Origin of the sequence: Plantactinospora sp. KLBMP9567 (genome assembly GCF_033446045.1) — a bacterium.
GTDB lineage: Bacteria > Actinomycetota > Actinomycetes > Mycobacteriales > Micromonosporaceae > Plantactinospora.
The window spans coordinates 55,454-70,264 of sequence record NZ_JAWQRR010000061.1; the positions used below are offsets into that span (position 1 = coordinate 55,454).

The 14,811-nt window shown below is 71.1% G+C and carries 11 protein-coding genes and 2 tRNA genes; 4 read left to right on the forward strand and 9 right to left on the reverse strand.

Annotation, left to right across the window (positions count from 1 at the left end; translation table 11 throughout):
* Nucleotides 1–118: 118 nt before the first annotated feature.
* The 4 genes from R6Y94_RS42205 to R6Y94_RS42220 all read right to left on the reverse strand — a co-directional run bounded on the left by R6Y94_RS42205 (nucleotide 119) and on the right by R6Y94_RS42220 (nucleotide 4,820).
* Nucleotides 119–195 (reverse strand) — tRNA-Met (locus tag R6Y94_RS42205).
* A 213-nt stretch (nucleotides 196–408) separates the two neighbouring features.
* A tRNA-Met gene (locus R6Y94_RS42210) sits at nucleotides 409–485 on the reverse strand.
* 105 nt (nucleotides 486–590) lie between these two features.
* Nucleotides 591–3,611 (reverse strand): UPF0182 family protein, encoded by a 3,021-nt coding sequence (locus R6Y94_RS42215; protein ID WP_318402752.1) that lies wholly within the window; start codon nucleotides 3,609–3,611, stop codon nucleotides 591–593.
* Nucleotides 3,612–3,800: 189 nt separating this feature from the next.
* Nucleotides 3,801–4,820: a PDZ domain-containing protein gene (locus R6Y94_RS42220; protein ID WP_318402754.1), complete on the reverse strand. Its 1,020-nt coding sequence runs from the start codon at nucleotides 4,818–4,820 to the stop codon at nucleotides 3,801–3,803.
* Nucleotides 4,821–5,003: 183 nt separating this feature from the next.
* On the opposite strand from R6Y94_RS42220, the gene R6Y94_RS42225 reads away from it, so the two are divergent.
* On the forward strand, nucleotides 5,004–6,215 hold the full coding sequence (locus R6Y94_RS42225; RefSeq protein WP_318402805.1) for a zinc-dependent metalloprotease: 1,212 nt from the start codon (nucleotides 5,004–5,006) through the stop codon (nucleotides 6,213–6,215).
* Between the two features lie 118 nt (nucleotides 6,216–6,333).
* On the opposite strand, the gene R6Y94_RS42230 is transcribed toward R6Y94_RS42225, so the two are convergent.
* Both R6Y94_RS42230 and R6Y94_RS42235 read right to left on the reverse strand, forming a co-directional pair.
* On the reverse strand, nucleotides 6,334–6,933 hold the full coding sequence (locus R6Y94_RS42230) for a hypothetical protein (RefSeq protein ID WP_318402756.1): 600 nt from the start codon (nucleotides 6,931–6,933) through the stop codon (nucleotides 6,334–6,336).
* An 85-nt stretch (nucleotides 6,934–7,018) separates the two neighbouring features.
* Nucleotides 7,019–7,549 (reverse strand): M48 family metallopeptidase, encoded by a 531-nt coding sequence (locus R6Y94_RS42235; protein ID WP_318402758.1) that lies wholly within the window; start codon nucleotides 7,547–7,549, stop codon nucleotides 7,019–7,021.
* A 515-nt stretch (nucleotides 7,550–8,064) separates the two neighbouring features.
* On the opposite strand from R6Y94_RS42235, the gene R6Y94_RS42240 reads away from it, so the two are divergent.
* The 3 genes from R6Y94_RS42240 (at nucleotide 8,065) to R6Y94_RS42250 (ending at nucleotide 11,255) form a co-directional block, all read left to right on the forward strand.
* Entirely contained in the window at nucleotides 8,065–8,232 is a 168-nt protein-coding gene (locus R6Y94_RS42240) for a DUF5679 domain-containing protein (RefSeq protein WP_165436864.1), read from the forward strand.
* Between the two features lie 225 nt (nucleotides 8,233–8,457).
* Nucleotides 8,458–9,579: a hypothetical protein gene (locus R6Y94_RS42245; protein ID WP_318402760.1), complete on the forward strand. Its 1,122-nt coding sequence runs from the start codon at nucleotides 8,458–8,460 to the stop codon at nucleotides 9,577–9,579.
* A 284-nt stretch (nucleotides 9,580–9,863) separates the two neighbouring features.
* Complete coding sequence (locus tag R6Y94_RS42250) at nucleotides 9,864–11,255, forward strand: AarF/ABC1/UbiB kinase family protein (RefSeq protein WP_318402762.1); 1,392 nt, start codon at nucleotides 9,864–9,866, stop codon at nucleotides 11,253–11,255.
* 117 nt (nucleotides 11,256–11,372) lie between these two features.
* On the opposite strand, the gene R6Y94_RS42255 is transcribed toward R6Y94_RS42250, so the two are convergent.
* From R6Y94_RS42255 to R6Y94_RS42270, 3 genes are all read right to left on the reverse strand, one after another.
* Nucleotides 11,373–11,630 carry a hypothetical protein gene (locus R6Y94_RS42255; RefSeq protein WP_318402764.1) on the reverse strand — a complete coding sequence of 86 codons (258 nt, stop codon included), beginning with the start codon at nucleotides 11,628–11,630 and terminating at the stop codon, nucleotides 11,373–11,375.
* 1 nt (nucleotide 11,631) lies between these two features.
* On the reverse strand, nucleotides 11,632–11,997 hold the full coding sequence (locus tag R6Y94_RS42260) for a WhiB family transcriptional regulator (RefSeq protein ID WP_101369728.1): 366 nt from the start codon (nucleotides 11,995–11,997) through the stop codon (nucleotides 11,632–11,634).
* Between the two features lie 570 nt (nucleotides 11,998–12,567).
* The gene (locus R6Y94_RS42270) at nucleotides 12,568–14,736 is read right to left on the reverse strand and encodes an ATP-dependent DNA helicase UvrD2 (RefSeq protein ID WP_318402768.1); all 2,169 of its coding nucleotides are present in this window, start codon (nucleotides 14,734–14,736) and stop codon (nucleotides 12,568–12,570) included.
* Nucleotides 14,737–14,811: the final 75 nt, after the last annotated feature.

Consider the following 14,811-nt stretch of genomic DNA (forward strand, 5'->3'; position numbering starts at 1 on the left):
CCTGCCGGTGCGGAGACCCGGCCCGATCCCACGGTCAGCCACACCAGCGTCGGCGACGTTTCTGGTTGCACCCGTACGCGAAACGGCCCCCCGGATAATCTCCGAGGGGCCGTTTCCCTGGTAGCGGGGACAGGATTTGAACCTGCGGCCTCTGGGTTATGAGCCCAGCGAGCTACCGAGCTGCTCCACCCCGCGTCGCCGGATGAACCCTAGCCCAACTGGGGCCGAAGTCCAACTTGAAAAACCCGCGGTCGGCGCCGCCCTCGCAGGTGTCGCAATCCCAGAGGTGTCGCAATCCCCGAAGGTGTCGCAATCCCCGGAGCGCCGCGCGTCGGAGAGGGCAAGAAACATTCGGAAAAGCAAGAACCCGGCCCATAGTTGAGGACCGGGTTCTAACTGATGGTTCTGTGGTAGCGGGGACAGGATTTGAACCTGCGACCTCTGGGTTATGAGCCCAGCGAGCTACCGAGCTGCTCCACCCCGCGTCGGCTCGTTAACACTAGCGCACACCGCCCACGCCCCGCAAAACAGGGGGCGAACTACCCGGCGGCGACCATACCGCCGCCGCCGGGAAGCCCCGTACGACCTGGTCAGCCGCTCGGAGACGCCGGTGGCGGGCTGGGTGTACCGCCGCTCGCCGCCGGGGCCGGAGACCCGCCCGGTGCCGGGTTGCCGGAAGCCGCCCGCTGGGCGGCCTGGAACTCGGTCATCGCGTCGTCGAGCGCCTTCAGCGCGCGGCCGTACCGCTCGAAGTCACCGGCGGTCTGCGCCGCCTTGACCTCGACGATCGCGGCCTGCACCTTGCTGGCGGCAGCGGCCAGCTCCGGAGTGAGCTGCGGGTTGGTGTCCGCCGGTGGTGCCGTCGGGGTCGGCGTCGGGTTGGCGCCGCCGTCGGTCGGCGGCGGTGGCGTCGTCGGTGTGGTCGGGGCGGCCTTCTTGCCCTGCTCGACGAGTTGTTTGATGCCCTCTTCGAGGCTGTTCGCCAACACGACGTACTGACCGCCGTCGCCGTACGAGATCAGCACCCGTTGCAGCAGCGGATAGGCGTTCGTCTGGTTGCTCTTCACATAGACCGGCTCGACATAGAGCATGCCGTCGCCGAAGGGCAGCGAGAGCAGGTTGCCGTACTGCACCTGGGCCTGGTTCGAGGAGAGCAGGTTGAGTTCCTGCCGGATGTTGGCGTTGTTGGTCATCTTCTGGTGCACCTGGACCGGCCCGGAGACCGCCGTCTGGTCGGGCAGTTCCAGCACCTCCAGCCGGGGCTGGCCGTTCAGGTACGACCCGCTGATCAGCGCGGCGAGGTTCTGCCGGCCGGCCGGGGTGACCGCCGAGGTGAGCTGGAAGCGCGGCGCCTCCTGCCCCGGCAACTGGGTGTAGAGGTAGTACGGCGGCTGCTTCTCGCCGGAGTCCGGCGCGTCCGGCGCGTTCGGCACCTCCCAGAAGTCCTGCCCGGAGAAGAACTCGGACGGGTCTGTGACGTGGAACTTCGCCAGCAGGTTGCGCTGCACCTTGAACAGGTCGGCCGGGTAGCGGAAGTGTGCCGCCAGGTCGGCCGGGATCGCCGACTTCGGCTTCACCAGGTCGCCGCCGAACGCCTTGTTCCAGGCCTTCAGCACCGGGTCGGTCTCGTCGTACTGGTAGAGGTTCACCGTGCCGTCGTACGCGTCGACGGTCGCCTTCACCGAGTTCCGGATGTAGTTGACGTCCTCCCGGGCGAGTTCGAAGGTGCCCAGCCCGGTCAGCTCGTCGGCGGTCTCCTGCTGGAGGTTCACCTGCTCGGCGTACGGGTAGGTGGCCGCCGTGGTGTAGCCGTCGACGATCCACTGGATCCGCCCGCCGACCACCGCCGGATAGGGGTCGCCGTCCAGGGTGAGGAACGGTGCGACCTTCTCCACCCGCTCCCGGGGGTTACGCACGTAGAGCAGCTTGGAGTTGTCGTTGATCGCGCCGGAGAGCACGAAGTTCGGCTCCTGCTCCTTGATCGCGTAGAGCAGCCGGCGTCCGAACGAGCCGATCTCGACCCCGCCCGAGCCGGTGTACGTGTAGTACTGCTCGCCGCCGTCCCGGCCGGTCGGCCGGTCGAACTCGACCGGGTTGTTCCCCTCGGTCTGCCCGACGATCGCGTAGTCGCTGCCGTCCATCTGCTCGCCGTAGTAGATCCGCGGCTGGGTGGCCGGGATCGTCTCGGTCGACGAGGAGCACGCCTCCTCGGCGCGCTCACCGAGGAAACCGGAGACGAAGTACGGCTGGCCGCCGCAGACCACCTGGTTGGCGGGTGCACCGACCAGGCCGTAGCCGTGGGTGAAGACGGTGTGCCGGTTGATCCAGTTGCTCTGCTGGTCGGTCAGCTCCAGGTAGTTGATCTCCCGCATCCCGACGACGTAGTCCTGGGTCTCGCCGTTGACCTGGTAACGGTCGATGTCGAGCTTCGGGCCGAAGTCGTAGAAGCCGCGCACCTGCTGAAGCTGGGTGTAGGTCTCGGAGACCAGTTGCGGGTCCAGCAGCCGGATGTTCGGCACCACCGAGGTGTCGGTGGCCAGCGTCTCCGGCGGCTTCAGGTTCGCCGCGTTGTACGGCGCCATGACCGTGGTGGCGAGCCCGAACGAGTCCCGGGTGGCCGTGATGCTGCGCTCGATGTACGCGGCTTCCTTGTCCTTGACGCTCGGCTTGACCTCGAAGGTCTGCACCGCCCACGGGTAGATGCCGCCGATCGCCACCGCCGAGATGCCGAGCAGGGCGAGCGAGATGCCGGGCCAGACCAGGTTCCGGATGAAGGCGTTGGAGAAGAGGATGATCGCCAGCGCGACCACCACCGAGATGTACGCCAGGATCTCCTTGGCCGGCAGCAGCGCGTTGATGTCGGCGTAGCCGGCGCCGTAGAGGTTGACGCCCTCGTTGAACTCCAGCAGCATCGCCCGCCGGTCGAGCACGTACGCCAGCGCCTTGAGTAGGACGAAGACCGCGACCAGCGTGGTCAGGTGGGCCCGGGCGGCGCTGGTCATCCGGTCGCCGACGCCCTGCAGCCGGACCCCGCCGAAGATGTAGTGCATCGCCAGCGAGCCGATCATGGCCAGCACCACGGCGGTGAAGCCGACGCCGAGCAGATAGCGCAGGAACGGGAACTGGAAGACGTAGAACCCGATATCGATCTTGAATTCCGGGTCCTCGATGCCGAAGCTCTGCGAGTTGCGGAACAGCATCCACTGACCCCAGCGGGTCTGCGCGGAGAGACCGGCGAAGAGTCCGACGATCACCCCGATCGCGACCAGCCAGGTGCCGATCCGGGGCGCCAGCACCGAGCGGTAGCGTTCCAGCGTCACCTGCTCCGGCGAATTCGGCCGGAGCACCGGCCGCAGCCGGTAGGCCAGCCACATGTTGCCGCCGACCAGCAGCGCCATGGCCAGACCGATCACGACGAAGAGCAGGATCCGGGTGACCAGCACTCCGCTGAAGACCCGGGTGTACTGCACCTCGTCGAACCAGAGCCAGTCGGTCCACGCCTGCACGCCCCAGCCCAGCAGGGTGAGGAGCAGGAACACCCCGAGGAGTACGCCGACTGTGACGCGACCTCGTCGACTCATTCTTGGTAGGGGGCTGCTACGCATGACCACTGTTGGCTCCGCACCTTCGGCAATGACCGGCTCTGATCAGAGCACCTAGACTACGGGGTATTCCTGAGTCCGATCGGTCCCCCGTCGGGGCAGTCGAAAACGACCGGTCAACCGGGCGGGACACGCGGCCACCGGAGCGCAGTCACATCGGCGCCGGACAGTAGCCTGACACTGACGATGCGTGACAATTCAGCACTTCGGCGGCTCGCCTCCGGCGCTGATCGTCTCCAGTGCGCTCAGCGCCTCGTCGAGGGTCCCGACCCGGGCCATCGGCAGCCCCGACTGGGCGTTGCGGACGGCCTCCTCGCAGTTGCCGGCCGGTACGAGGAAATACTTCGCACCCGCGTTCTTCGCGCCGACCAGTTTCTGCGGGATACCGCCGATCGGGCCGACCTCACCCAGGTCGTTGATGGTGCCGGTGCCAGCGATGATCTTTCCGCCGGTCAGGTCCTCCTCGGTCCGGATCTTGTCGATGATGCCGAGCGCGAACATCAGCCCGGCACTCGGCCCGCCGATGTCGCCGAGGTCGATCTTCAACTCGAACGGGTGCGGCTGCCGCTGCTCGATCTCCACGCCGATCCGCGGCGGGTTGTTGTCGGTGGCGGCACTGACGATGGTCGCGGTGGCCGGCTTGCCGTCCCGGGTGTAGCCGATCCTCAACGACGAGCCGGCCGGGCGGGCCCGGATCAGGTCGGTGAGGCTGCTCGCCACCACCACCGGCTTGTCGTCGACCGAGGTGATCACGTCACCCACCTTGAGGATCCCCTCCGACGGGGCACCCGCGGTGACGGCCTTGACCACGACCTCCACCGGATAGCCGAGTTCGCGCAGCGCCGCGGTCTCGGCACTGGTCTGCGAGGCGGCGAAGTCCTCCGCATTGCGCTCCTCCACCTGCTGCTGGGTCTGCCCCGGCGGGTAGATCAACTCGTACGGCACCACGGCCTCGTCCGAGGAGAACCAGCCAGCGATCGCGGAGAGCAGCTTGACGTCGGGCTGCACGCCGACCGTGGTCAGCCGGAGTTGTCCGGCCGACGCCGAGGTCTCCCGGCCGGAAACCTGGATCACCTCTTTGTCGTTCTGCCGGCCCAGCGTGTCCACCGTCGGCCCCGGACCGAGCACGACGTACGGGATCGGGGCGGCGAGCACGCCGACACTGAGCAGGGCGGTGATCACCGCGCCGAGCAGAACCGTGACACCGCGACGTCTCATGGCCGCCAAGCGTACCCAGAAGGCACCCCCGGGCCGGTCAGTGAACCCCGAGGTTCGCCCTCGGCGTGACACCTGGGCGGGCGGCGCACCCCCCGGCGCGCGTACCGTGGACGGGTGCCTGATATTCCGTTCGGCTTCGCCCTGCCGGGTGGCCAGCCGCCCGACCCCAACGACCCGCAGCAGATGCAGCAGTTCATGGCGCAGCTGCAGCAGTTGCTCGCCGCGCCGGGCAGCGGCCCGGTCAACTGGGACCTGGCCCGCCAGGTCGCGGCCAGCCAGCTCTCCTCGGCCGGCGACCCGGCCGTGACGCCGTACGAGCGCAACGCCGTCGAGGAGGCGCTCCGGCTCGCCGACCTGTGGCTCGATCCGACCTCGGCACACCCCTCCGGGATCCGCAGCTCGGTCGCGTGGAACCGGAATGAGTGGATCTACAAGACGCTGGACGTCTGGAAGAAGCTCTGCGACCCGGTGGCCGGGCGGATGGTGGCCGCGATGGGCGACCTGGTGCCGCCGGAGGCCCGGTCGCAGCTCGGCCCGATGCAGTCGATGCTGACCACGCTGGGCGGGGCGCTCTTCGGCGGCCAGCTCGGGCAGGCACTCGGCTCGCTCGCCGCCGAGGTGCTCTCGGCCGGCGACATCGGCCTGCCGCTCGGCCCGGCCGGAACGGCCGCGCTGCTGCCGGCCAACATCCGGGCGTACGGCGAGGGCCTCGAACTCCCCGAGGACGAGGTACGCCTCTACGTCGCCCTGCGCGAGGCCGCCCACCAGCGGCTCTTCCAGCACGTACCGTGGCTGCGCGGCCACGTCCTGACCACCGTCGAGATGTACGCCACCGGCATCACGGTGAACCGGGAGGCGATCGAGGAGGCGATGGGCCGGCTCGACCCGATGAACCCGGAGTCGGTGCAGGCGCTCTCCGTGGAGGGCATCTTCACCCCGGAGGACACTCCGGCGCAGAAGGCCTCGCTGGCCCGGCTGGAAACCACGCTCGCCCTGGTCGAGGGCTGGGTGTGCCACGTCGTCGACACCGCCGCCGCCGAGCGGCTGCCGAACGTGAACCGGCTCGCCGAGGCGTTCCGTCGGCGCCGGGCCGCCGGTGGCCCGGCCGAGCAGACCTTCGCCGCGCTGGTCGGGTTGGAGCTACGACCCCGCCGGCTGCGCGAGGCCGCCGCGCTCTGGGCGGCGCTCAGCGAGCACCGGGGCATCGCCGGCCGGGACGCGCTCTGGGGGCACCCGGACCTGCTCCCCGCCGAGGAGGACTTCGCCGACCCGGACGCCTTCGCCCGGTCCCAACTCGACCTCGGCGACCTGGACGACTTCGACTTCGGCACGCCGGAATCCGAGGGCGACTCCGGTGACTCCGATCCGGGCTCGGAACGGCGCGACCCGGAGTGACCGACGCCCCCGGGCGTGCGGAGTGGCTGGCCGACGCGCCCTCGGGACGTGAGGAGTGGCTGACCCACCCCACCCTCAGGACGTGAGGAGTGGCTGACCCACGCCTTCCGGGGTGCGGTCAGCCGCCGAGCAGCACCCGGGTGGTGTCCCAGCCCTCAACCGCAGGATCGAGGGTCCCGAGGTCGGCCGCGGTGCGGAGCCGGCGCCAGCCCGGGGCCACCGCCACCTCGGCCGGTCGCGGCGCGGCGGCGCGCACCTGCTCGACCTCGGCGGTGTCCAGGTCCAGCTCCGGCAGCCAGTCCGGCGCGGGTAGCCGGGCCGCCAGGCCGAGCAGCCCGGGCCCGGGATTCGTCGCCGGGGCGACCGCGACGGGACGGCTGGTCAGCGGGCGGAGCAGCTTGCCGAGGATCAGGCCGGGCACGTCGGGCGCGTCGGCGACCAGCACGGCGGCCTGGTCGTAGCCGTCCCGGGCCGCCGCCCCCAGCGCGGCACCGACCCGGTTGGCCGGCAGGTCGTACACCGGCATGCCGGGCCAGGCGACGGCCTCGGCCAGCGGGCGGTCGGGCGCGGTGGCGGCGATCGCCGGCTCCACCTCGGCCAGGGTGGCGACCAGGTCGACCACGTCCTCGGCGAGTGCGGCCCGCCAGCGGGCCGGATCGGTCCCGGGCGGCGCCCAGGCGACGGGGCCGAGCATCACCACGATCAGACGGCGGGTCACCCGCCGACCTTACCGATCTGCCGGCCCGGCGTCCCCGCGCGGCCGCACCGCCCGTCCGGGCCGGTGCAGTCGCACCGGTACGGGCTCAGTCCGGCAGGACGATCCCGGCGGTCGCCGCGACGCCCTCCAGGTAGCCCCGGGCCCGTTCCGTCTTCGGATAGCGCCCGACCAGTTCCCAGAACCGCGCGTTGTGACTTGGCACGACGAGGTGGGCCAGCTCGTGCAGCAACACGTAGTCGATCACCCAGTCCGGCATCTCCTGGATCCGGTGCGAGATCCGGATCGTCCGGTCGGCCGGGGTGCAGGAGCCCCACCGGCCGTTCTGGTTCGTCACCCACCGGACGCTGGCCGGTACCGCCATCCGGCCGTGCTCGCTCAGGTAGCGGTCGATCAGCCGGCGGGACCGGAGCAGCAACTCCTCGTCGGAACGTCCGAGCCGCTCCTCCCGGGCCGCGAGCCGGGCGAGCATCCGGTCCACCCACTCGGTCTCCTCGGCGCGGGAGAACTGGTCGGGGATCAGTACCACGACCCGCTCGCCGTCCCGGTACGCGGACACCGTCCGGCGCCGACGCTGACTGCGCCGTACCTCGACGACCGGCTTCCGCAACCCCGCCATTAGCGGCCCGCGCAGCCCCGGGTTTCGTTCACGATGGAAAACTAATGCGTACTGGCCAGGTCACCGCAAGAGTCAACCCGCAGATAGCCGCCGGAAAAATACCGGTTAGCGGTGGCCCGTCCGGAAAAAATTCATTGCGGTGATCGTCTGCATACCCATGATCAGCCGGTTCCGGGCTCTGCGGAGGCGTACGGTCGAGCGCCGGAGGCAACGGTAAACGATCATCCCCCGGTCCCGCCAGGCACCCCCCGATCAGCGATCTGACGCGGTTCATCCGGCGTGTCCCTGCGAAACTGACTTATCCGACCTATTCCGGCATGCACACTCTGGGCGTCGGCTTCCTCACAGTGTCGACAGATCGCTGACATGGAACTGCCCAGAACTGGGTAGGGTCCGCGGACCGGCGGTCACATCGGTGACCGCGGAGAAACCCCAGCGCTGGCGCCTACGTGGCCGCCCGCCGCCGGGCGCACGTCAGGCTCGCGAGAGCCGGCGGATGAGACGAGGAGGGCACCGTGGCCGAGAAGGCCCAGACCTACAACGGGTACTGCGTGAAGTGCAAGGAGAAGCGTGACTTCGAGGGCAACGTCGAGGTTTCCAAGACGGGCATGAACATGGCCAAGGGCAAGTGCCCGGTCTGTGGCACGACCGTCAACCGGATCCTCGGCAAGGCCAAGGTCTGATCATCGAGAAGTACGCGGAACTGCGGGAAGGGGTGGCCTGGCGCCACCCCTTCCCGCTTTCACTGTCGCGCTGCGGACACCCGCTGTGATGTCCGCGCGGCGACAAAAGTTACCCATGGGTTGTGGATAACACTTCAGATCCTGTGGATAGGGCAGTGCACAGCGTCCACCCGCTGTGGACAACCGCCACCTTCCCGCACCCGGACGGTGACAGCGTGTTGCCCCATGACCAGAACCGTGCTGCCCCGCCCCACCCTGCTGCCCGGCCTCGCCCGACTCTGGCGTGACCGGCACACCCTGCAACTCGGCCTCGACCCTCGTCGCGCGGTCCTGCTCGAGGTCGCCAATCCGGCCGCCGCCCGGCTGCTCGACCTGCTCGACGGCAGCCGCAGCGAGCGGGCCGTCCTGGACCACGCCGTCACGATCAATGTGTCCCGCGACGACGCCCGTACCCTGATCGACACCCTGCGCGCCGCCGGCCTGGTGGTCGCCGCACACACCCTGCTCCCCACCGACCTGCCCGAGCCGGCCCGGCAGCGACTCTCCGCCGAGGCGGCGGCGCTCGCCCTGCACGGCCGGGACTCGCCCGGCACCCCCGCCCAACTGCTCCGGCGGCGGGCCGCGGCCCGGATCGTGGTGACCGGTCAGGGCCGGCTCGCCGCCCCGGTGGCGGTGACCCTGGCCCAGGCCGGCATCGGACAGGTGCACCCGGACCTGCGGGGCCGGGTCCGGCCGGCGGACACCACCGGCAGCGGACTGCTGGCCACCGACGTACGCCGGCCGAGCGCCGCCGCCGTCGCGGACGCGATCGCCCGGGTCGCACCCGGCACCGCGACCCGACCCGTCCGGCGCGGTCGTGCCGACCTGGTGGTCCAGGTCGGGGCGGATCGCCCCGCCGGACTGCTCGCCGCCGGCTACGCCCAGCACCGGCAGGCGCACCTGCTGCTGACCATGCGCGACGGCGTCCCGGTCGTCGGCCCACTGGTCCGGGCCGCCGGATCACCCTGCCTGAACTGCGTCGACCTGCACCGGCAGGACCGCGACCCGGGCTGGCCCGGCCTCGCCGCCCAGTTGGCCGGCGGTGACGGCCAAGAGCCCTGCCTGACCGCGACCCTGGTCACGGCGGCCGGTTACGCGGTCGGCGAAGTGCTCACCTTCCTCGACGGCGGTACCCCGGAGACGGTCGGCGGGGCGGTCGAGGTGACCGGTGCCGGTCGGCTGCGCCGCCGCACCTGGCCACCGCACCCGGCATGTGGCTGCACCGTGCGACGGCGCGGAACGCCGCCCCGCCGCGCCCCACGTGCTCCGGAAACCCCACCCGGGTCCCCGGACCCGGATCCCGGCTGACCCCTTACCCACCCGAACCACGCGGCGTGACGCGCCGTCGCGGAGACCGGCGGCTCCGGCACCAGCGGAACCGGGACCAGCGGAACCGCCCAGCCGGGCGGAACTGCGCCGGGTCGCACGAACCGGACCAGCGCGACGGCCGTGCCCAGTCGGGTACGGCCGGGGACGGTGGGGCGGATTCCACCGCCCGGATCAGGCGATGGCCGGTCAACGACGACCAGGACGTGGCCTGAGCCACCCGCTGACGGCGGACCGGATCTCGTCGAGTCGGTAACAATGATCTGGTGACCGACATCCCGCGCCGCGCCGTCTCCCGGACCGCCAAGCTCGCCGCTCTGCCGCTCGGCTTCGCGGGCCGGACCGTCCTCGGCGTGGGCAAGCGGGTCACCGGCCTCGCCTCCGAGGTGATCTCCAACGAGATCCAGCAACGCACCGCCGAGCAGCTCTTCAGCGTGTTGGGCCAGCTCAAGGGCGGGGCGATGAAGTTCGGACAGGCCCTGTCCGTGTTCGAGGCGGCCCTGCCCGAGGAGATCGCGGCGCCGTACCGGCAGGCGTTGACCAAGCTCCAGGAGGCGGCCCCGCCGCTGCCGGCGGCCAGCGTGCACAAGGTGCTCGCCGAGCAACTCGGGCCGGACTGGCGGTCGTTGTTCGTGGAGTTCGACGACAAACCCGCCGCCGCCGCCAGCATCGGCCAGGTGCACCGGGCGATCTGGAAGGTCGAGGGCGGCGGCACGCCGGCCGTCCGGCGGCGCGGCGCGAAGACGGCGGCCAAGACGGGTACGCCGACCCCGGCCGGTCGCCCGGTCGCGGTCAAGGTGCAGTACCCGGGCGCCGGGCCGGCGCTGCTCTCCGATCTGAAGCAGCTCTCCCGGCTCGGTGCCATGTTCCGGGCAATCCAGCCCGGCCTGGACATCAAACCGCTGCTCAGCGAGTTGCGCGAGCGGATCAGCGAGGAGTTGGACTACGAACTCGAGGCGGAGTCGCAGCGGATCTTCGCCGCCGCGTACGCCGACGATCCGGAGATCTTCGTCCCCGGCGTGGTCGCGGCCGCGCCCCGGGTGCTGGTCACGGACTGGGTCGAGGGCACGCCGCTGTCAGCGATCATCGACTCGGGATCCGAGGCCGACCGGGACCAGGCCGGCCGGCTGATGGCCACCCTGCACTTCTCGGCGCCGATGCGCGCCGGGCTGCTGCACGCCGACCCGCACCCCGGCAACTTCCGGCTGCTGCCCGACGGGCGGCTCGGCGTGATCGACTTCGGCGCGGTGGCCCGGCTGCCAGGCGGGCACCCGGAGCCGATCGGCCGGCTGGTCCGGTTGGCCCTGGCCGGTGATGCCGAGGCGGTGGTGGCCGGGCTGCGCGAGGAGGGCTTCATCCAGCTCGACTCCCCGATCGACGCCCAGGCGGTACTCGACTTCCTGATGCCGATCCTGCAACCGCTCTCGGTGGAGGAGTTCCGGTTCACCCGGGCGTGGCTGCGGGTCGAGGCGGCCCGGCTGGCCAATCCGCGTTCCCCGGCGTACCAGCTCTCGCGGCAGCTCAACCTTCCGCCGTCGTACCTGCTGATCCACCGGGTGACCCTCGGTTCGATCGGGGTGCTCTGCCAACTGGAGGCGAAGGCGCCCTACCGGGGCATCGTACAGCGCTGGCTGCCCGGGTTCGCCCCGGTGACCTGACCGGCAGCCGCAGAACGACGCCGGGCCGGTCGCGGCGGCGGGCGTACCCCCGCCGGGACCGGCCCGGCTGTGCAGATGTCAGATTCGGTTACCTACCGACGGCCTCAGGCCGACGGCTCACAGGCTGCCCAGCTCGCGGGCGGCCCGGCGACGGGCCTCCAGCGCGATGGTGCGGGCGGATCGGGTTGCCTCAGTGCTCGTGGTGCTACGACCGGCCTGAGGCAGGCGCATTCGAGCCCGTGACAACGCTTCGTGGATGAGATGCATCTTGGTGGCTCCGTCTCGGATGGGCATGGCAGTGATGGTTTTCGACACCGCGGCCATCGCGGTGTTCGGTGCCGATACCAGACCGGCGTTCGTACGGATCGGGTTCATGTCAGGCCGCCAACCGGACCGCGCTGCGCGACTCGGCAAGGCCACTGGCCGCCAGCCGCGCCTGGGCCTCGACCCGCAGCGCCGCGTCCCGGGCGACGTCCTCCTTGCGCGGGCGACCACGGGGCCGCTTGCGCGGAACGACCGCGCCACGCTCGAAGATCTCGCCGCCCCAGACGCCCCACGGCTCCTCCCGCTCCACCGCACCGGCGAGGCACTCGACGCGCAGCGGGCAGTCCCCGCAGAGCGACTTGGCCAGCTCCAGCTCGGCAGGCGAGTCGGCGAACCACAGGTCGGGGTCGAACTTCCGGCAGGGCAGGTTCGCCTCCAGCTCGACGTTCGCGTCGAGGGGGGCCAACGCCAGACTCATCGCCCGGTCACCTCTCTCTCGTTTCGATCTCGTAGATCGCTGTTCCGACTTACTTTCGGCAGTGCGGAAATGACTAAGGCCGCGGATCCCGGTGTACGGGGTCCGCGGCCTCGAGGTGAGCCGGCTGGTCTGTGTTAGACCGGTCTCCCTCGAGGTGGAACCCCGCTGACATCCATCCGCTTGACGCCGACGCGGATGCCATTGCCCGTGAATCCATTGGTCCCCTGGTGCTGCGCGGACGCGGGGGCCTGAACCAGCTCGGCCTGGATCAGGGCCTGGTGCGCCTGCGAGTGCCGGAGGAGTTCAGTGATCAGCATGCAGCCGACCTCTGACACCGGAGCTGGGGCAGCAGGCAGCGCCCACGGTCGCTGGGTGACATAGGTCGTCCCCATTGGGGCCACCTCCTGACTCTCGCTCGTCGCCAACATCGGACTCATCCCCCTCTTGAGCAGCCAGAAAGCCGCCGCTCGCGAGGTGTGCCATGAGGCTATTCCTCCTTCGGGCAGGAGGGCAAACGAATTACGGCGAGATCTCGCAACTTTCTTCCGACACCCGCCGACGGCCCTCGGCTCAGCCCGGCGCCGGCTCGGTCGGCTCCTCCGTCAGCAGCACGTCGTCGACCCGGACGCCGTCGATCAGGGCCAGCGCGGCGTCGCCGTACAGGGCGACCTTGCGGGGGCCGATCCCGGCGATGGCCAGCAGTTCCGCCGGGCGGCCGGGACGGCGTTCGGCCAGCGCGAGCAGGGTGGCGTCGGTGAAGACGACGTACGCGGGGACCTTCTGCGCCCCGGCGACCCGGGCCCGCCAGTCGCGCAGCCGGTCGAGCAGCTCCTCGTCCAGATCGGACGGGCAGGTGGCGCAGCGGCCGAGTTTGCGGTCCGCGCCGGCCAGCAGGGTCGCCCCGCAGACCCGGCAGGAGACGACCTGGGTACGCCGACGGTCGGGTTTCCGACTGCCGCCGGGTGCCTCGACGGTGCGTCCACCGCCGGAACGGTCGAACTGGGGCAGAAACCGGCACGGCCGCCGGGCCCGGCCGCCGGGCGAGCGCGCCGAGGCGTACGACAGCCAGAGCCACTCGCGGGCCCGGGTCACCCCGACGTAGAGCAGCCGGCGCTCCTCCTCCACCTGTTCGACGGTCTTGGCGTAGCTGGTCGGCAGCGTGCCGTCGGAGAGCCCGACCAGGAAGACCCCGTCCCACTCCAGCCCCTTCGCCGAGTGCAGGGACGCCAGCGTCACGCCCTCGACCGTCGGCACGTGCTGCGCGGCGGCCCGCCGGGACAGCTCGGCGCAGAAGTCAGCCAGCGTCACCGGCCGCTCGACCGAGGCAGCCTCGCCGATCGGCACGAGCGCCGGGGTCGCCGCGTACTCCTCGGCGAGCTGCACCAGGGCGGCCACCGCCTCCCAGCTCTCCCGTGCCGAGCCACCCGGTGGGGGCTGGTCGGGCGCCCAACCGACCGCGGACAGCGCCTCGACCACGGCCGGGACCAGCGGCATGTCCCCGGGCGTCGACCGGGTAGCGGCGCGGAGCGCGACCAGCGCCTGCCGGATCTCGGCCCGCTCGAAGAAGCGTTCGGCGCCCTGCACCTGGTACGGCACCTCCGCCTCGGCGAGCGCCTTCTCGTACGCCTCGGACTGCGCGTTGGTCCGGAACAGCACGGCGATCTCCCGGGCCGGCGTACCGGCGGCAATCAGGTCACGGCAGCGCACCGCCACAGCGGCCGCCTCGGCCGGCTCGTCCGGGAAGATCCGCAGGTCCGGCTCGGCGCCCGGCGGTCGCTGCCCGACCAGTTCCAGCCGCAGCCGCGCCTCGGCTCCCCGGGCCTGCTTGATCACCGCGTTGGCCAGCCCGACCACCTGCGGGGTCGAGCGGTAGTCCCGGACCAGCCGGACCACCACCGCGTCCCGGCGCTGCCGGGGAAAGTCGATCAGGTACGCCGAGGTGGCACCGGTGAACGAGTAGATCGTCTGGCTGGCGTCGCCGACCACCGTCAGGTCGTCCCGGCCGCCCAGCCAGGCGTCGAGCAGGCGCTGCTGGAGCGGGTTGACGTCCTGGTACTCGTCGACGACGAAGTGCCGGTATTGTGCCCGGATCTGCTCGGCGACGTCCGGGTGCTCCTCGATCCCCCACACCGCCGCCCGGAGCATGTCCTCGAAGTCGATCACGCCGTTGGCGCGTTTCACCTTCTCGTAGCCGGCGTAGACCTCGGCCACCTTTGCCGGGTCGTGTGGCGTCTCGCGCAGCGCCTTGGCCGCCGCCACCACGTACTCCCCCGGCTCGACCAGGGACGACTTGGCCCACTCGATCTCGCCGGCCAGGTCCCGCGCCGCGGCCCGGTCGGTGCGCAGCCCGGCCCGGGCGGCGGCCAGGGTGACCAGCCGGACCTTGCTGTCCAGCAGCTCGGGCATCTCCCGGCCGGCGAGCAGCCGGGACGCGAAGTACCGCACCTGGCGCAGCGCGGCACCGTGGAACGTCCGGGCCTGCACCCCCGGTACCCCGAGCGCGCCGAGCCGGGCCCGCAGCTCGGCGGCGGCCCGGGCGGTGAAGGTGACCGCGAGTACGTGCCGGGCGGCGACCTCCCCGGCCGTCACCCGGTACGCGATCCGGTGCGTGATCGCCCGGGTCTTGCCGGTGCCGGCGCCGGCCAGGATGCAGACCGGCCCGGCCGGAGCGGTCACCGCGGTGCGCTGTTCCGGGTCGAGTCCGGCCAGGATCCGTTCCACGCGAGAGTCAGCCGCCACAGGTAGGAATCATGGCAGCCCCTCCCGACGTTGCACCTTTAGCCTGTGTGATCGACAACCCGTCCGATCCGACGT

Coding starts and splice junctions, on each gene's coding strand:
- R6Y94_RS42220 (WP_318402754.1), bottom strand. CDS start 4,820: ATGAGACGTCGCGGTGTCACGGTTCTGCTCGGCGCGGTGATCACCGCC.
- R6Y94_RS42225 (WP_318402805.1), top strand. CDS start 5,004: ATGCAGCAGTTCATGGCGCAGCTGCAGCAGTTGCTCGCCGCGCCGGGC.
- R6Y94_RS42235 (WP_318402758.1), bottom strand. CDS start 7,549: ATGGCGGGGTTGCGGAAGCCGGTCGTCGAGGTACGGCGCAGTCAGCGT.
- R6Y94_RS42245 (WP_318402760.1), top strand. CDS start 8,458: ATGACCAGAACCGTGCTGCCCCGCCCCACCCTGCTGCCCGGCCTCGCC.
- R6Y94_RS42255 (WP_318402764.1), bottom strand. CDS start 11,630: ATGAACCCGATCCGTACGAACGCCGGTCTGGTATCGGCACCGAACACC.
- R6Y94_RS42260 (WP_101369728.1), bottom strand. CDS start 11,997: ATGAGTCTGGCGTTGGCCCCCCTCGACGCGAACGTCGAGCTGGAGGCG.